At 45.2% G+C, this 17,170-nt stretch carries 15 protein-coding genes; 10 read left to right on the forward strand and 5 right to left on the reverse strand.

The genetic code is table 11. The features are described 5' to 3' along the window. Positions 1-149 precede the first annotated feature (149 nt). Positions 150-1,523: a serine protease gene (locus ABWT76_RS06275; protein WP_354635810.1), complete on the reverse strand. Its 1,374-nt coding sequence runs from the start codon at positions 1,521-1,523 to the stop codon at positions 150-152. Positions 1,524-1,871: 348 nt separating this feature from the next. Next, positions 1,872-2,648 carry a serine protease gene (locus tag ABWT76_RS06280; RefSeq protein ID WP_054468218.1) on the reverse strand — a complete coding sequence of 259 codons (777 nt, stop codon included), beginning with the start codon at positions 2,646-2,648 and terminating at the stop codon, positions 1,872-1,874. Between the two features lie 357 nt (positions 2,649-3,005). Between ABWT76_RS06280 and ABWT76_RS06285 the strand changes: the two genes are divergently transcribed. The 5 genes from ABWT76_RS06285 to ABWT76_RS06305 all read left to right on the forward strand — a co-directional run bounded on the left by ABWT76_RS06285 (position 3,006) and on the right by ABWT76_RS06305 (position 8,030). Next, the gene (locus ABWT76_RS06285; protein WP_199317300.1) at positions 3,006-4,448 is read left to right on the forward strand and encodes a pyridoxal-dependent decarboxylase; all 1,443 of its coding nucleotides are present in this window, start codon (positions 3,006-3,008) and stop codon (positions 4,446-4,448) included. Between the two features lie 337 nt (positions 4,449-4,785). Continuing rightward, the gene (locus ABWT76_RS06290) at positions 4,786-5,193 is read left to right on the forward strand and encodes an Npun_F0494 family protein (protein WP_054468222.1); all 408 of its coding nucleotides are present in this window, start codon (positions 4,786-4,788) and stop codon (positions 5,191-5,193) included. 71 nt (positions 5,194-5,264) lie between these two features. Further along, positions 5,265-6,752: a cobyric acid synthase CobQ gene (gene cobQ / locus ABWT76_RS06295; RefSeq protein ID WP_354635811.1), complete on the forward strand. Its 1,488-nt coding sequence runs from the start codon at positions 5,265-5,267 to the stop codon at positions 6,750-6,752. A 257-nt stretch (positions 6,753-7,009) separates the two neighbouring features. Next, the gene (locus tag ABWT76_RS06300) at positions 7,010-7,249 is read left to right on the forward strand and encodes a 2Fe-2S iron-sulfur cluster-binding protein (protein WP_054468226.1); all 240 of its coding nucleotides are present in this window, start codon (positions 7,010-7,012) and stop codon (positions 7,247-7,249) included. Positions 7,250-7,352: 103 nt separating this feature from the next. After that, complete coding sequence (locus ABWT76_RS06305) at positions 7,353-8,030, forward strand: SDR family oxidoreductase (RefSeq protein WP_054468228.1); 678 nt, start codon at positions 7,353-7,355, stop codon at positions 8,028-8,030. Between the two features lie 46 nt (positions 8,031-8,076). On the opposite strand, the gene ABWT76_RS06310 is transcribed toward ABWT76_RS06305, so the two are convergent. The 3 genes from ABWT76_RS06310 to ABWT76_RS06320 all read right to left on the reverse strand — a co-directional run bounded on the left by ABWT76_RS06310 (position 8,077) and on the right by ABWT76_RS06320 (position 10,317). After that, on the reverse strand, positions 8,077-8,562 hold the full coding sequence (locus tag ABWT76_RS06310) for a hypothetical protein (protein WP_054468230.1): 486 nt from the start codon (positions 8,560-8,562) through the stop codon (positions 8,077-8,079). Positions 8,563-8,880: 318 nt separating this feature from the next. Further along, positions 8,881-9,345: a hypothetical protein gene (locus ABWT76_RS06315; RefSeq protein ID WP_054468232.1), complete on the reverse strand. Its 465-nt coding sequence runs from the start codon at positions 9,343-9,345 to the stop codon at positions 8,881-8,883. A gap of 288 nt (positions 9,346-9,633) precedes the next feature. After that, the gene (locus ABWT76_RS06320) at positions 9,634-10,317 is read right to left on the reverse strand and encodes an MBL fold metallo-hydrolase (RefSeq protein ID WP_054468235.1); all 684 of its coding nucleotides are present in this window, start codon (positions 10,315-10,317) and stop codon (positions 9,634-9,636) included. A 3-nt stretch (positions 10,318-10,320) separates the two neighbouring features. Here ABWT76_RS06320 and ABWT76_RS06325 point away from each other — a divergent pair, with 3 nt between their 5' ends. The 5 genes from ABWT76_RS06325 (at position 10,321) to ABWT76_RS06345 (ending at position 17,091) form a co-directional block, all read left to right on the forward strand. Next, positions 10,321-11,874 (forward strand): site-2 protease family protein, encoded by a 1,554-nt coding sequence (locus ABWT76_RS06325; protein WP_054468237.1) that lies wholly within the window; start codon positions 10,321-10,323, stop codon positions 11,872-11,874. A gap of 278 nt (positions 11,875-12,152) precedes the next feature. Beyond that, positions 12,153-14,051, forward strand: coding sequence for a TonB family protein (locus ABWT76_RS06330; RefSeq protein ID WP_354635812.1), 1,899 nt, complete (start codon positions 12,153-12,155; stop codon positions 14,049-14,051). Between the two features lie 395 nt (positions 14,052-14,446). Next, positions 14,447-14,635, forward strand: coding sequence for a 50S ribosomal protein L33 (rpmG, locus tag ABWT76_RS06335; RefSeq protein WP_072160851.1), 189 nt, complete (start codon positions 14,447-14,449; stop codon positions 14,633-14,635). 131 nt (positions 14,636-14,766) lie between these two features. After that, positions 14,767-14,982: a 30S ribosomal protein S18 gene (gene rpsR, locus ABWT76_RS06340; RefSeq protein WP_054468243.1), complete on the forward strand. Its 216-nt coding sequence runs from the start codon at positions 14,767-14,769 to the stop codon at positions 14,980-14,982. 102 nt (positions 14,983-15,084) lie between these two features. Then, a complete protein-coding gene (locus ABWT76_RS06345; protein WP_054468245.1) occupies positions 15,085-17,091 on the forward strand; it encodes a ribonuclease catalytic domain-containing protein in 2,007 nt (668 codons plus the stop codon). Positions 17,092-17,170: the final 79 nt, after the last annotated feature.

Here is a 17,170-nt window from a genome sequence, read left to right on the forward strand (position 1 = left end):
TGTTTAAAAAGACGCTAATAATAACGCTAATAATAGACGGAAAGCATATATGTTTGCTCCACATAGGCACTTATCGGTAATATTTTAATGAATTTCTGGGCTATTTTTGATTTTAATTAATCAAAAAAATATGCTTAAGTATGATCGAATTAGTCCAGTAAAATTCCGCCGCCATCTGAGGGCTTGTCTCTCAGCATATTTTGAATATCAAAGGAGAAAGTTTTGTAAATATTAGAAATCACATCATTGGGATCTTCAAAACTGCCCTCACTTTCTAGAGTGCTACGATTAAGGGGAATTTCGCTAATCCCAGCCTGAATTAACTCCACAGAAGGGGATGCTAAATTCAAAGAAAGCCTGACTCCAGCTTGGACGATCAACTGACGAGCATAGTCTATGTTTTGTGCGCTACTATAGAAGGCTTGGAGATTATTAGAGTTAGCCGGATTTGTGGGCGGGTTAGACTGCTGAGATGATGGTCGATCGCCCTGATTATTTGGGGTAGAATTTTGTTGATTGGCATCCGGGGAACCATTATTTTCTGAGTTGTCTGGGTTGGGGTTATCCCAATTCCCATCGGGATCAAAAATTCCATCATTTTTACTCATCCCAGAGTTTGACCTTTGCTTAGTCGGTGGTTGATAAACTTGACCGCATACGAGTTTATTTTCTGAACCCCGTCCATGAATCCCCACTACTTGACCAAACTCGTTAAAAACAGGGCCACCACTCATTCCCGGTCGAGTGCGATCGATATAATAAAGACTATAGCCATTTTGGGCTGACGAAGCTGATATTAAAGCTTGCAAAGGACTCCAGGTAAGTTGTCTTTGTCGTCGGGGTGAAGGGTCTTGACAAATAATTCGCCCTTGGGCATCTAATTGGGGACTGCCATCATTATTTAATTTCGCTTCTACTTCAATATTTGGCCAACCGGAAACATACAATAATTCTCCAGTGGTGAGTTCTTTGGTTGCCCCAATGGGTGCGATCGCATAGTTTAGCGAACTTTCAAAAGTAACAATGGCTAAATCATACCCATTCACTTTTCGTTTGCTTTGATAACAACCAAATCTTAACAGCGCTGTGGTTCCTAATCGATTATCCACCTGAAAATTATTCGTGCAATTCTGTCCATCGTTAATTGACTGCACCACATGAACTTGGCGATCGCTCGTCAAAATGCCATAAGGCAAATTTTTTTCTACCTGTTCTTGGGCAAAATTATGGGCTACGGTCAAAACATAATAAGTTTGCCCTTCTTTCGCCACAATCACTCCCGATCCAAAAGTCCAAGTTTTCCCCGGTTTTTTGGCTAATAAATCTTCTAATTCTTGGGGTTGAAGCTGTGGGGCAATTAAAACGGTGGTTTGCTTGGCTAAAGAATTAATTTCCGCCTGATTGAGTTTTTTGGGCATCGCATCCGCCCCCAAACTCCCCAAAGTAAGTATCACGAGAGAAATAGTGCCAAGTTTTTGCAGCCACTTGATTTTATCTATTTCTCTTTTGTCTGCATGAGTCATAAAACCTCCTTTTTTTCTCATAAAATCTGATGGTCGGAAGAGCCAATAAGCAATAACAACAGGGTGTAGGGTGTAGGGTGTAGGGTGTAGGGAGCGGCGGTTCGGCCCTTCGGCTGCGCTCAGGACAGGCTTCGCTCACCGACCGAGGAGCACAGGAGCAGAGGAGAGAGTGAATAGTGAATAGTGAATAGTGAATAGTGAATAGTGAATAGTGATACTTATGCATAACTTTTAACTTGTACGGGCGAATGGCCATTCGCCCCTACGACTTTTCACTTTCCCAACCAACAACCAAAGAATCCCTACCCAACAACCAACAACCAACAAGCAACAAGCAACAACTAACAACTAAATTTTTTTAATCGGAATTGCCCAACTTGCCGATCGCATTTGTTCAAAAAGTCTTGGAGATGGTTTACTGCCATCAGCAAATCGATAAGCATCAACCCCTCCAAAGGCATATTTAGTCCTACCAATAATCCCCATTAGTTTCCCTTCTTGATTAAAAACTGGCCCGCCACTCATGCCGATATAAACTTCATTGGTGATGCCTATTTGATATCCTTGTTCTAGGGGTTGATTCAGTAGTAATGAAATTACTCCACTGCTGATAAAATAAGGCTGAATTCCTAAGTCTAGGGTACTTTCTAATTTATCTAAGTTTTGTTGGGAATTGGGAAAACCAGCCACATAAATCGGCTCCATTAAGGATAAGTTTTGGTCAGGAGAAAGAGTGGCGACGGGATAGGGTCGATCGCTGGTAAATTCAACCACGGCTAAATCTAAATCCCCAAAATAAAAGCGATCGCTTCTCACTGCTGAATACCCTGCCCCATCGGAGGTTAGCACTTGAAAAACTGCCCTGGGATCTAAGGCAATCACATGATCGCAGGTTAAAACCTGATAGGTTGAACCCTGATGACCAATAATCACCCCAGAACCCGCTGCATAATCGCCGATCAATCGCACGGTTAATTGATGCGCGATCGCACTGACGATGGCTGGGTTCCGCTCCGGGGAGGACAGGTTTTCTCTAGCAATAGAAAAATGCCGCATATCCGCTAGGAAAATTAAGCAAAGCATCAAGCTAATTCCCAGGGCGATGGTTTTAATTCGTCTGTTCATATTTCATCGGGGAATTTATCGGGGAATTTATCGGGGAATCGTTCGGGGAATCGTTCGGGGAATTAATCAGGAAAGTCATCAGGGAAACCAGCGGAGACAATTTTTCTATCTGTTTCTATTCCTGCGGTAATTCCTGCGGTAATTCCTGCTGTAATTATTTTAGCTGATTTCTTCTCTTCTGGGGATTACATCCCGGAAAAATTATAGAATTTTTTAATAAACCTGTAATATGGCAATTCACTGGTAAAATAATGAAAATCAAAAATCCGGGCTATATTGTCAGAGCCGGATTGTCAAAAAATTATCTCGGCGGTGATGTGAAAAAAACCGCTGCTGTGGGAGGAGGGAATACAGGGAATGCTCGAAGAACAAAACAGCTATCATATGAGTCCAGAAGAGTTCCGCCGTTGGGGATATGCGGTGGTAGATGCGATCGCGGAATATCAGCAAAACATTGAGAAATTCCCGGTATTATCTCAAGTTTCTCCCGGTGAAATTCGCGCCCAACTGCCGCCCCACCCCCCAGAAACCGGGGAATCTTTCGCGCAAATTTTGCAGGATGTGCAGGAAATCCTCATCCCCGGACTAACTCACTGGCAGTCCCCCAACTTTTTCGCCTTTTTCCCATCCAACAACTCCGCCCCGTCAATTTTGGCAGAACTATTGTCCGCTGGACTAGGGGTGCAGGGAATGCTGTGGGCAACCAGTCCCGCTTGCACCGAATTGGAAACCCTGATCCTTGACTGGTTGGTAGAAATGCTGGATTTGCCGCCACAATTTAAATCCTCAAGTAGCGGTGGCGGAGTCATTCAAGACACTGCCTCCAGTGCGACTTTATGTGCATTATTGGCCGCACGAGAACGGGCGACAGATTTTGATAGTAACCGCCAAGGTTTAGAGCAAAATTCAGCACATAAACTGATTGCCTATACTTCAACTCAAGCCCATTCATCCGTAGAGAAAGCGGTGAAAATTGCCGGGTTAGGAGTAGAAAATTTACGCTTGATTTCCGTGGCCGAAAATTATGCCATGCAAGCGGATATTTTAGCCGAACAAATCGAAGCCGATATTCAAGCCGGACTAACCCCTTGTTTTGTCACAGCCACTATTGGCACAACTTCTTCCCAGGCGATCGATCCGGTGCGGAAAATCGGAGAAATTTGCCAAAAATATCGGCTGTGGCTGCATATCGATGCGGCCATGAGTGGCACCGCCGCCCTCTGTCCAGAATATCGATTTATCCATGATGGTTTAGAGTTGGCCGATAGCTATTGTTTTAATCCCCATAAATGGATGTTGGTTAACTTTGATTGCGACTGTTTTTATGTGGCAGATCGGAGTATTTTGATCCGCTCCTTGAGCGTATTACCGGAATATCTAAAAAATCAGGCTACGGCATCTGGGGCGGTGTTTGATTATCGGGATTGGCATATTCCTTTAGGTCGCCGATTTCGCTCCCTGAAACTTTGGTTTGTGATTCGGCATTATGGCATCGAAGGATTGCAATTTTATGTCCGCAAACATATCGGACTTGCCCAAGAATTTGCCCAGTGGGTACAGGATGATTCCCGGTTTGAATTAGCGGCGCCGGTGCCCTTGAATTTGGTTTGTTTTCGTCATCAAGGGGGCGATGCGGTGAATCAGAAGATTCTGGAAAAACTGAATCAATCGGGGGAAATTTATCTCAGTCATACCAAGTTAGACGATCGATTTACTTTGCGAATGTCCATTGGTCAGGCGCAAACTAATAGAAACCATGTGCAGAAAGCTTGGCAGTTGATTCAGGCAGCGGCAGAGTAGTTATTAGTTATTTGTTATTAATCATTTGTTGTTATTTATTACTTATTTCTTATTAGTTATTGGGTAGGGATTCTTTGCTCCCCTTGGAAGGGGATTTGGGGGGATTGTTGGTGATTTAGCGATCGCATCAAGCAACCAACAAAAGAATCCCTACCCAACAACAAATAACCAACAACAAATAACCAACAACAAATAACCAACAACAAATAACCAACAACAAATAACCAACAATATTAAATTTAAGAATTTAGCTAATTGCTTCCCGGCTATGTCACCATTGAGAATTGAGATATCAATATTTGAGATATCAATGACGTTCATACCCTGGGAAATTGAAATGACTGCTGTTGAATCAAAGCAAAACCAAACGATTTCTTATCCTGTTCAGACCATAGAACGGGCGGAACGGGCGATCCGTTGTTCCCCGTTTCAACTGAAGTTGCTGGCAACCATGCAAACCACTAGGGTGGAGTTAAAAGCGATCGCTGATGAAGTTGGGGTAAAAAATGGATATACACAGTCGCCCATTTCTGAAATCATTGCGGAAAATCATCTACTATGGCTAATCCAAGTGGGTTTACTCCGCCGTGAAGTCGATGGTCAGGGAATCACCGATAGTTTTCGCTTAACTCCCTTGGGGCGTCAACTGGTGGAAAAATGGCAGCCAGCGGGTAGTTTACCCCCAGCGACCGGGTGCGATCGCGTGAAAAATGCCGTAAATCGGTGGTTGACACTGCCGGTATAACCCTGATCGGTAAGTCCTCAAGCATTGCCTGAATTGGCGCCTAGTTATTTTTTAGACTCGATCGAGTATCAATGAAAGCAATCTTAGTAGTCGGAACCACTTCCCACGCGGGAAAATCCATGCTTGCCACGGGGCTTTGTCGGGCTTTTTCCCGACGGGGTTGGCGAGTCAGTCCGTTTAAAGGGCAAAACATGGCCCTCAACTCTTATGTCACTCCCACTGGGGGCGAAATTGGTTATGCCCAAGCGGTACAAGCGTGGGCAGCGGGAGTCACCCCAGCGGTACAAATGAACCCAATTTTATTAAAGCCCCAGGGTGACATGACCTCTCAGGTGATTCTTAATGGCAAAGCCGTTGGCACCGTTGGAGCCAGCGAATATTATGAAAAATTTTTTAATCCAGGGTGGGAAGCGATCAAAGACTCCCTCAAAGTCTTGGGCAACAACTTTGATGTTTTAGTCTGTGAAGGGGCTGGCAGTCCGGCGGAGATTAACCTCAAACACCGCGATTTAACTAATATGCGGATTGCCACTTATTTAAATGCCCCCACAATTTTGGTGGTTGACATCGATCGCGGCGGGTCGTTTGCCCATGTAGTCGGGACGTTGCAACTCCTGGAACCGGAAGAACGGGCTTTAATTAAAGGGGTAGTGATTAATAAATTTCGCGGACAGCTATCCCTGTTACAATCTGGAATTGACTGGCTAGAAGAATACACGGGAATTCCCGTTTTAGGGGTGATTCCTTGGCTAAATCAATTATTCCCTGCGGAAGACTCTTTAAGTTTATTAGAACGCCGCAACGAAAAAAACCATACCGACCTAACGATTGCGGTGATTTTGCTGCCGAGAATTTCTAACTTTACCGATTTTGACCCCTTAGAAGCGGAACCTACAGTTAAAGTTAAATATATTCAGCCCGGTCAACCTTTAGGTCATCCAGATGCGGTGATTATTCCCGGTTCAAAAACCACCATTCCCGATTTATTAACATTACAAAAAAGCGGCATGGCGGAAGAAATCCAAAACTATGTAGCCACAGGAGGCACCGTCTTGGGAATTTGTGGCGGATTTCAAATGCTGGGAGAATTAGTCGCCGACCCGGAAGGCATTGAAGGACAAGCAGGCCGATTTGACGGTCTAAACTTATTACCGTTAAAGACATTTCTCACCTACCATAAAGTTTCCCGCCAACGCCAAGTCGTTTCTAATTATCCGCAAATGGGTTTGCCAATTATGGGATATGAAATTCATCATGGTCGGAGTAAAATTACCAATAATGAAGATATCTATCAGCTTTTTGACGATCCCAGTTTAGGGGTGACGAATTTGGAGCAATCGGTCTGGGGAACCTATCTGCACGGCATTTTTGACAATAGTCCTTGGCGTCGGGCTTGGTTAAATCGGCTGCGCTATCCTAGAGGTTTGCAAACTTTACCCACGGGAATTCCCAATTATCGAGAACAACGAGAAACTTTGTTTAATAATTTGGCCGATATAATTGAGTCAAATCTAAATATGACCCCGATTTTAGATTTGCTGGAATCGCGATCGCTCTAAACCAAATCTCTGGTTTATCTTTGACTTTGACTTTGACTTTGACTTTGACTTTGACTTTTATCTTAGGTTACCTTCAGATTAATTCCTGAAGATTATTTTTTTCCATGACTGATAACCGCCAGCAAATGGAATGATGTAAATTTTGGCCATTGACTAGGTTGGCTCAATTACTTTGGCGTTACTTTGGCCTTACTTTGGCGTTAGATTGATTTTATTCTATTTCTTGTCTAATTAAACCTACTTTGTTATTAACAATTATGACTGTAAAAGTTAACTTTTTACCCGATGATGTCACCGTGAACGCGGAAGTGGGCGAACCCTTGCTGGAGGTAGCGAAAAGGGCTGGGGTAGACATTCCGACCGGCTGTTTGATGGGTTCTTGTCATGCGTGTGAAGTGGAACTCGATGACGGTGAGACGATTTGTGCTTGTATTAGTGCAGTAACTCCCGGAAAAGAAACCGTGACTATTAATCTTTATGTGGATTCAGCCTGGTGAGAGATAAATTATGTAAATTTATGTAAATTTATGTAAATTTATGTAATTTATGAAAAAATAACTAGAAATCACATTCACTATCACATTCACTAACTGAACAACCGTGGATACTCAAGAACCAACTGTAATTTTTTTGGCGGGGGCTTCTCGCGGAGTAGGTCGAGAAGTCGCTCAATGCCTGAGCAAAGAACAAAAACCTGTGGTGGCGCTGCTGCGATCGCCTGATACCCAAGCAGAATTAGAAGCAATGGGCATTCAAGTAGCCATCGGGGATGCCTTGGATCCCGCTTCCCTGGCATCAGCCATGCAAGGAAAAGCTTTCGCCGCCGTAATTAGTACCATTGGGGGGTTGCCCCAGCAAGGGGAAAGACCCGATTATCTGGGCAATAAAAATTTAATTGATGCAGCGGTGAACGCTGGGATCAAGAAATTTATTTTGGTGTCTTCCATTGGTACAGGAAATAGCAAAGGAGCGTTATCGCCCCAAGCGTTAGCCACCCTGGAAAAAGTTTTAATTGAAAAAGAAAAAGCTGAGGAATATTTAATCAATAGTGGCCTAACTTATACTATTATTCGTCCCGGTGGGTTAAAATCTGAACCGGCAACAGGAAACGCCGTTTTAACTGAAAATCCTCAAGTTTGTGGGATGATTCACCGCGCCGATGTCGCTCAGTTGGTTTGTGCCTGCTTGAATTCTGAAACGGCGAATAATAAAGTGTTGTCAGCTATTGACCAAAATATGCAGTTTGTCCCCCAAGAATTTGAGGTATTTAATGTCTAAAATTGTTTGGGCAGGTAATTTTGGCCGAGCAAAGTGAGAAAAAAAGTTATGAGTTAAAAGGTTTGACCCACTGGCGAGCGATCGCCCAATCTAAGACAATTCTAGCCGCCGCAAATAAGATTAAACTTTCTAACCCTATGAGGGCAAATGGCCAAATTTCTGCCAAGTTAGGAATATGCCCAATTAGTTGGGAAATGGCGGGTTCTACTTGGGGGATCGCTCGCACTAATCCAAACGCCAACACTGCCCCAGATTTTAAATGCGGATTGCGATCGTCTCGAATCACATAACGGTAGGTCATGCCAAAGAGAAAACCACTGATGGCAACTCCTGCGGCAGAAGCGAGCGCCGCTTTCACTTGTGACAAATTCACCAATGGCAACGTCACCAAACTTGCTGATGGTTGAGCCAGAAGCCAATGATTTCCCCATGTGGCGATCGCAAATACGACCAGTAAGCATAACGCCGCGATCATGCCAGCTTTCACCGATTCTATCTTTTCCCGGTCATTAAACTTTAAATCCTGGTTCACGCTCTGTTTTACCTAACTCACTCCATGATGAACAGTCCTTATTATTACCCATGAGGCGATCGCCTGTCATCTCGGATTGCGTAAAATTTTGTTGAGTCTGGCAATTTCCCTTTTTCGTAAAATGCTTTTCTCGGTTTTCTCCCAGGTCATATCCCCAACAGAAATAATTTTTCTCCACTCTTGAACAAAATTTAAAAAGCATCAAAATAGGTTATTTTGTCATATTAATTAAACCATAAAAATGACAAAATAACCAAAAATATCAGCTTATTTTTCCAAAAATACTAATAGCTGAATCAGAAAAGTTAAAGATAAAAATTACAGCACTTGATGGGTATAAGCGTGTTGTTTCACATTATCTTCAGTGCTGACAATATTTTCCGCATTCAGCACTCGTTTCCGTTCCAGAGAATAGTTAAATTTCTGATAAGTGCTGCCCACGGGAATGAAAGCAGTGGCTTCCGGTCGGCGGCGATAAGTCCGCACAGCCGCGATCGCTCGTGTGGTGAAATCCTCACTAATTTGGGTATCCGGCGGAAAATCAGCGGGCATTTTCACCACTTCCCCATCTAATAAGTTGCCCAAGGTGGTGGCACAAGCCATCAAATATGAGGTGGGAACTCCCTTCATAATCGCTTCTAATGCCGCTGAAGGAATTGGTTCAATCACTTTCACTTCAATGATTTCGCCATCATTTCTCACAAAACAAGTCGCCAAACCGACCACAAGATAGTCCTCAGCGGAAACATCAGGAGCATTGGGATAATTCTGGGGAATAGTCATATAATTATTCTTGAATTTTGGTGGGTGACTGTTGACTAATATTAGTTGCATTTTATCAACACGCCGGACATTTATAGCGGTTTTTATTGGATGAAGTACAGAGTTTTTCAAAGATTCCCGCCTGCGCGGGAATGACAGGTTTTTTTTGTACTTCATAACTCCGCAAAGTGCTATAATCGTCAACGGTCAAGAGTTATTCGTTATTTATTATTCGTTATTGGGTGAAAACAACCAAAGAATCCCTACCCAACAACAAATAATAAATAACAAATAACAAATAACAGATAGTTACAGCATCGGGGACACCGCTGATAAGGCAGTGATATCTAGACGGGATAAGCGATCGCCTGCTCGATCAATCGTCCCTTGTCCTCGGAGAAATCCCGTATTCGCACCGGGACATAAATAAGTTAACCGATCTGAGGTAAATCGTTGTTGCAGATTTTGAAGCGATCGCAGTTGACGCTGCCAATGAAAAGTCTTGAAAACTCGCAACGGCATCGGTTCCCCTTGTTGGTTGGGCAGGAGATGACGGCCTGTAAACAGCACCCCACCGTGAGCCGCATAATAGACACAAGTGGAACCCGGACAATGGCCAGGAGTCCAGATCAAGGTCAAAGTAGGTGCGATTTCGCCCAGGGAATCGCCTACCGGAATCGTCAACTCCTCAGCAAAGCAAGTCAGGGATAAATTTGGCAACAAATAAGCAATTTGTTCGTGAATCACAATCTCGCACTGAGTAAATTCCTGAATTTCTTTAGCTTTGCCAATAGCCTCGCGATGGGTGATCAGCAAAGACTTTACGCCCCCTGATGCTTGGATAAATTCTTGGGTGACTTCATTCCAGAGCGGACAATCGATTAAGAAATTAGCATTTTTTCCTACAATAAAGTAGGCTGTGCCGCCTAAAGTCTCCCGATTTGGCGGAAAGGCAAAAATGGCATCGAGCACAGCCCGTGGTTCTTTAGGCATAGCATGGTTTCCTGGTTACTAATACTAATACTTGGGTTAATCACCTATATCATTTTGCGGCAGCGAGTTACGACATTAACCCGCACCCCTGTGTGGATTTTATGGCTGGTGCTGATGACGCCCGCTTTTGTGTGGATCGCCTGGTATGCGTTCCACGATCAAAATCAGTCAATGCCACCGACCTTGGTGTTTGGCCCGTTTGTGGTTTGCTTCTTTCTCTACTGGTTTTTGGTGCAATGGGGGCGGCAGGATGTGCCGTCACCGCCACCAAAATCTTCCGTGAACCCAGAAACAAACCTAGAAGTTTCTGATTCAAATAATCCTGAAACAGCGACAAACCCTTCTGAGATCAGAGCCCTGACCCTGGAAGAAGAAAAAATGCTGCGGGATTGTTTTCCTTGGACGATGTATCCCTTGCATAAAATTGATTATCGTTTACAAGCGGCGATCTGTCGAGGACAGTTGCGGGCTAAATCTGATGTGGCTTATGCAAAAATTAAGCAAAATATCGAGGCTAAATTTGGCGATCGCTTTTTGGTGATTTTCCAAGAAGATTTTAATGGCAAACCTTTATTTGTTCTGGTGCCAAATCCGCAAAGAATTTCCCCAAAAGCCCCGGCAAGCCAAACCAACAGCCAAACCGACGATCCATCATTGCTAATGCCAAATTCTGGCGAACAACTCCAATCATTGAACAAACCCGGACTGGCGATCGCCTTAGCCCTCGTCACCCTCTTTACCACCACTTTAGTTGGTGCGATTAAAATGGTTGGAATTGAGCAAACGAGCTTACAATCTAATCCCAACTTATTACTGGAAGGATTGCCCTATAGTCTAACGCTGATGCTAATTATCGGCAGCCACGAATATGCTCATTTTCTCACAGCGACTTTTTATCAAATCCAGGTCACCCTCCCTTATTTTATTCCCTTCCCGGAATTTATTGGCACCTTTGGGGCTTTCATGCAAATTCGCCAACCCATGCCCAACCGAAAAATCTTATTTGATGTCAGCATTGTTGGACCAATCTGTAGTTTTTTGGTGACAATACCGATTTTAATGTGGGGAATGGCTCATTCCACAGTCGTCCCCTTGCCCTCAGAAGCTACTCTATTATCTATTGATGCTTTAAATCCTAGCTTTTCCTTGTTGTTGACCATACTGAGTAAAATTAGCTTACCTTCTCCCCTGGGAGTGAATCAAGGAATTGATTTACATCCTGTCGCCGTCTCCGGTTACATTGGTTTAATTCTCACTGCCTTTAATTTGATGCCCGTAGGTTCTCTGGATGGGGGTCATATTGTCCATGCCATGTTTGGGCAAAAAATGGCCATCACCATTGGACAAATTACTCGTTTTTTGTTTTTTATCCTGGCGATCGCCAAACCAGAATTATTAATTTGGGCAATATATTTATTCCTAATTCCGGTCATTGATAGTCCAGCCCTGAATGATGTCACAGAATTAGATAACAAACGAGATATCTTAGGCTTAATTGCCCTATTAATTTTAGTCATCATTATCATCCCCGCCCCGAAAATTTTCTTGCCGATGTAGTGATTAGTCCAAATAGGGGCCTGTAGGGGCGATTCTCGAATCGCCCGGACGACAGCATTCGCGGCGTAGGGGCGACAGCATTCGCGTAAGTAACTCTTAGCTAAAAACCAACAACCCATGACGCGAATGCTTCGCCAGACAAGGGTTGCGCCCTGCCCCTCCGCTCGATTGGCGGCCCTTTGCTCCCTACCGCTCAATTTGGCATTCAACGCTAAGATAAGTGGGGAGTAAATATCAATCTGTGCAATAACCAAAAAACCGAGGTGAGATCCTTTGCTATGTCTTACGCCCTACCCTTAACCAACTTTTTAACAGTCTTTCGTCAGCCGACAGGGGTAGCCCTGGTCGCCTCTGTGGGGATCCACGGACTTTTTGGCGTCGGTTTGGAGTATGTGCCAATCCTGTCAAAACAAAAAGAAATTTCCCCAGTGCAACTGGTGGAACTCACCCCGGAACAACTGGGTATTTTGCCAGAGTTTTCTCAACCAGATATGGCGGCGATGAAATTCGATACCTTGGTGCCGCCCTCTCCTGGCGCCCCTCTTTCTGGTTTGCCAGCGTTACCCCCTCTGAAAGAACCGCTGCAACCTTGGACATTGCCCGAAGGTTCTTCTCTTTATAATGGTGAATCTGTGGCGACTATACCCAATTTGGAAAACTGGCCGCCGACACCTCCGGCGATCGCTTCTGAACCGCCAAAGAAAAATAGTTCCTCACCGTTAAAGAATAATCGGGGCTTAAACCAGACCCCTGCCACTCAAGAGCGAGTTGCGGTGCGATCGCCCTTGGAAGAGTTACTCAGTCAATTACCCCCACCGCCCCCAGTGGCACCGTACAATAATCAGTCTGATTTATTCAGTCAAGTTCCCCAGCAGGTTTATACCATTCCGGCGTTGCCAGATGCTCCCCCGGAACTGCCTCCAGCCCCACAGTTTGCCCCACAGTTTGAAGGGTTTAATCCCAGTTTCCCCCCCACTCAAGTGATTCCCCCCCAGGGTCAAAACCTGGCACCTCCCTTGATCGATCCTCAAGAACTGGTGATGAATTCGCCGAATCCGCAAAATTCTCCTTTACCCGCTGGGCTAACCCCTGGTCTACAAGTGGGCGGATCCCAACCTTTGTTGGATACTCAACAGCCAGTTAATCCCAACTTGGTACTACCACCCAGAGAACAAACCAGTCAAAACCCAGGGCAGGAGCCTTCACCGGCTGAAAATGCCGCAGTTTTAGCCTATAAGGAAAAACTCCGGCAAGCCTTCCGAGATGGTCAATCCGCTGCAATAACCGCCAATGCACAGCCCGAGTCGCCAAAACCTGAATCCGCTCAACCCACTCCACCGCAGCCGTTGACTCATCATCAGCAACAGATGTTGGCATATCACCAACAGCTAAAGGAACAACAGCGCCTTCAGCAACAAGGAGGGTCTTTGTCCGCTATGGAAGAAGCGATGTTAGCGGGTGGGGAAGAGTTTTATACCTGGTTTATGCAATTACGCCAGGAGTTGCCGGATGTGGCGGCCAAAACTCCGAGCGCGATCGCCGATAATTATCCCTTAGCGGCTTGTGGTCAGAAGTTGGAAGGCAGGGCGGTGGTCGGGACTGTGGTGAATCCTGACGGTGACATTATTAAGTCACCGAAAATTTTGCATAGCAGTGGCTCGGATATTTTGGATGATGCGGCTTTACAGTATGTGGAGTCCAATGATTTTCCTGCCCAGGATCACCCTACCGCTTATCAATATCCTTTTGAGTTTAGCTACAGTGCGGAAACTTGCGCGATCGCCCAACCAGAGAAACCAGAGGGTGATGCAGCCAATCAGCCCCAAAGTCCTCAAACGGTCAACCCAGAAGCCGAACCTGCAGAAAATAGTAATCCTGCTGTCACCAGCGGCGCCACAACGGATCAAGGTGCAACTCAGTCTCCACCGACTGAGGCATTACAGCCCCAAGAGGAGCGATCGCCCACTCCGGCAACCTCCTCTCCACAAGCCACCGGAAATGCCACCGGAAATGCCACCGGAAATGCCACCGGAAATGCCACCGGAAATGCCACCGGAAATGCCACCGGAAATGCCACCCCTCAATCTCCGGCTTCTTTAACCTTGGAAACCGAACCCCGTAATGGGAATTTACAGGAGTTCTATGCTCCAGTGCCAGTGCCGACGATTGACAATTAATCATTATTAGTTGTTGGGTAGGGATTCTTTGGGTAGGGATTCTTTGCCCCCCCTTTGAAGGGGGGTTATTGGTTATTGGTTATTGGTTATTGGTTATTGGTTGTTGGGAGGCCGGACAGGGCAGAGGGAACAGGGAAAAAGAATTCCCCCTTAATCAGGGAGCAAGGGAGGAGCGACGGGGAGAGGGAACAGTCAACAAATAACAAATAAAGAATAGCAAATAACGAATAAAAAATAACAGTTATTACGGTAAAACCTTGATGAATGATACGTCAGTCCTGTTTACATTAAGATACAATGGAAATTTGACTAAATTTTTAGCCATTCCGGGAAGATGATGTGATATAATCAACCTCTGTGTCTAATTATCTCCCGGTTGCGGATTATATAGAAAAATGGCTAAAGGTGTTCGTATTGTAGTGACGTTGGAATGTACAGAATGTCGCACGAATCCGACTAAGCGCTCTCCTGGAGTGTCTCGCTATACCACGCAAAAGAATCGTCGGAATAACTCGGCCCGGATGGAACTGAAAAAGTTCTGCCCTCACTGTAACAAACATACTGTTCACAAAGAAATCAAGTAAAGCTGGTTAGGACTCCCTGGGTTTTCCAAGGCTTTATGGTCTATCCGGCAGGTCATTACAGATGATTCCTCCGGGTAAAACCCATCTGGAGAAAGAGAAAAATTCATTGATCAATTAAAGAAAAGAAAACTATGAGTTATTTTCGTCGCCGAGTTTCCCCCATTAATCCCAAAGACCCCATAGACTACAAAGATGTAGAACTGCTGCGGAAGTTTGTCACCGAACGAGGCAAAATCCTGCCCCGTCGGATTACTGGGCTGACGGCCAAACAACAAAAAGAACTGACTGTAGCAATTAAGCGAGCCAGAATCTTAGCTTTGTTACCTTTTGTTAATCAAGAAGGTTAAGCTGAGAATGATGGTTGGCTGAGGGTCTGGGACTCCGTGCAGAAGCCTGCTCAACCAAGTTAGTCTGGAAAAAAAACACTTTGTGACGAAAGTTAGTGGATTGTGGAAAAGGGAACACTGATCGAATATCGCGTTCACGCAGAACGTAGACTCGCCGTCGCCGAACGTCCAGATGGCAAAAAAAACTGGATTGTGATTGACGAATTCGGTCAATCCCAAAGTATCCGTCCTCAGCAAGTAAGTTATGAAATTGCTAAGGACGGCTATAAACCGTCTGATCTGGCTAACTTCCGAAAAGAGGTAGAACCACTAATCGATCCAGATAGTGTGGAAGTAGCATGGGAAATTTTGGTAGAAGATTCCGAGGCAGTTTCTCCCGCAGAAATGGCCTTACTTCTGTTTTCTGACCAGACTCCGGCTCAGTGTTATGCAGCTTATTCTTTGTTGTCTCAAGATAAGCTGTTTTTTAAGCAAAAAGGCGATCGCTATGAACCTCGTCCCGCTTCTCAGGTGGCTGAACTGAAACATCAAAAAGAGGTGGAAGAAACTCGACAGCGGGATTGGACAGAATTTTTGTCCCGAGTTTCTCAAAGTTTGGCCGGTGAGCCAGTGGAATGGTCTAATAGCGATCGCATTCGCATTGAGGCGATCGAAAAATACGCCGTCTTTGGCGAAGAAGCCAAAGAACGGATGAATGCGAAAGAAATCTTAGCGGTCTTGCAACGTCCTGAGACCCCGGAAGGGGCTTTTGATCTTTTAGTAGACTTAGGATTGTGGACTGAACATGAAAATTTATTTTTGCGACGAACTCAAATCCCCATAAATTTTTCTACCAAGGTGCTGGAAGTGGCGCATCGTTGTTTGATTTCTCCCCCGGCTGATCCTGACGAAAACAATCGCTTAGACCTGACCCAGATGAAGGTCTATACCATCGACGATGAAAGTACCCAAGAAATTGATGATGGCTTAAGTGTGGAATATCTGGAGGATGGTCGGGAACGTCTATGGGTGCATATTGCTGACCCGACGCGATTAATGTCTCCAGGAGATGAGTTGGATCTGGAGGCCAGACGACGCAGCACCACGGTGTATTTGCCCACGGGAATGGTGCCGATGTTTCCGGCGGAGTTGGCGACGGGGCCGATGAGTTTGATCCAAGGCAAAATTTGTCCAGCCCTAAGTTTTGCGATTATTCTGGAACCCGATGGCGCGATCGCGGAATATACGATTCATCCCAGTCTCATCCAACCTACCTATCGCCTCACTTATGAAGATGTGGATGAGATGCTGCATTTGGCTATCAGTGCGGAAGCAGAGTTAGCAACTTTGGCGAAATGGGCAAACATCCGACAAGCATGGCGAACTTCCCAAGGGGCAATCAGCATTTCTATGCCCGAAGCGGTGATTAAAGTTAAAGATGACCAGATTTATATCAATGTCTTAGAAGACTCGATGTCCCGCAAGTTGGTCTCGGAAATGATGATTCTGGCTGGGGAAGTTGGCGGAAGCTACGGTCAAACTAACAATATTCCCCTACCTTTCCGGGCGCAAATGCAGCCAGAACTGCCCCCGGAAGAAGAGTTAATTTTATTAGAACCGGGTCCGGTGCGTTCTTGTGCTATCCGTCGCTGTATGCCCCGCAGTGAAATGGGGACAAATCCCGCCCGTCATGCGAGTTTAGCTTTAGATGCTTACACCCAGGTGACATCACCGATTCGCCGCTATAGCGATTTGTTGGCTCATTTCCAGATTAAAGCCCATCTGCGCGGCGATACGCTGCCTTTTTCAGCGCAAGAACTTCAGGAAATGCTGATGAGTGTCACCAGTACCGCCAAAGAAGCTAGTTTGGTGGAACGTCAGACTAATCGCTATTGGGCTTTGGAATATCTGCGGCGCAATTCCGGTGAGGTTTGGCAGGCTTTGGTGCTGCGTTGGTTGAAGGAAGAAGATAATTTGGGTTTGATTTTGTTGGAGGAGTTGGGCTTGGAGTTGGCATGGCGTTTCCCCCGTCCTTTTGAGTTGGGCGATCGCCTCGATGTGCAAGTCAGTTATTCTGACCCCCGACGAGATCAAATTCATTTGCAAGAAAAGATTTATTCTACCATTTAGCTTGAATTAAATGGTGGCTATTAGTCAAAGGTTATTGGTTATTGGTTATTGGTTATTGGTTATTGGTTGTCTGGAGTCC

Source organism: Planktothricoides raciborskii GIHE-MW2 (assembly GCF_040564635.1).
GTDB lineage: Bacteria > Cyanobacteriota > Cyanobacteriia > Cyanobacteriales > Laspinemataceae > Planktothricoides > Planktothricoides raciborskii.

Excerpts from the sequence above, each read along its gene's own strand:
- ABWT76_RS06275 (WP_354635810.1), bottom strand. The coding sequence starts at position 1,523 with ATGACTCATGCAGACAAAAGAGAAATAGATAAAATCAAGTGGCTGCAA.
- ABWT76_RS06280 (WP_054468218.1), bottom strand. The coding sequence starts at position 2,648 with ATGAACAGACGAATTAAAACCATCGCCCTGGGAATTAGCTTGATGCTT.
- ABWT76_RS06285 (WP_199317300.1), top strand. The coding sequence starts at position 3,006 with ATGCTCGAAGAACAAAACAGCTATCATATGAGTCCAGAAGAGTTCCGC.
- ABWT76_RS06290 (WP_054468222.1), top strand. The coding sequence starts at position 4,786 with ATGACTGCTGTTGAATCAAAGCAAAACCAAACGATTTCTTATCCTGTT.
- cobQ (WP_354635811.1), top strand. The coding sequence starts at position 5,265 with ATGAAAGCAATCTTAGTAGTCGGAACCACTTCCCACGCGGGAAAATCC.
- ABWT76_RS06300 (WP_054468226.1), top strand. The coding sequence starts at position 7,010 with ATGACTGTAAAAGTTAACTTTTTACCCGATGATGTCACCGTGAACGCG.
- ABWT76_RS06315 (WP_054468232.1), bottom strand. The coding sequence starts at position 9,345 with ATGACTATTCCCCAGAATTATCCCAATGCTCCTGATGTTTCCGCTGAG.
- ABWT76_RS06320 (WP_054468235.1), bottom strand. The coding sequence starts at position 10,317 with ATGCCTAAAGAACCACGGGCTGTGCTCGATGCCATTTTTGCCTTTCCG.
- ABWT76_RS06325 (WP_054468237.1), top strand. The coding sequence starts at position 10,321 with ATGGTTTCCTGGTTACTAATACTAATACTTGGGTTAATCACCTATATC.
- ABWT76_RS06330 (WP_354635812.1), top strand. The coding sequence starts at position 12,153 with ATGTCTTACGCCCTACCCTTAACCAACTTTTTAACAGTCTTTCGTCAG.
- rpmG (WP_072160851.1), top strand. The coding sequence starts at position 14,447 with ATGGCTAAAGGTGTTCGTATTGTAGTGACGTTGGAATGTACAGAATGT.
- rpsR (WP_054468243.1), top strand. The coding sequence starts at position 14,767 with ATGAGTTATTTTCGTCGCCGAGTTTCCCCCATTAATCCCAAAGACCCC.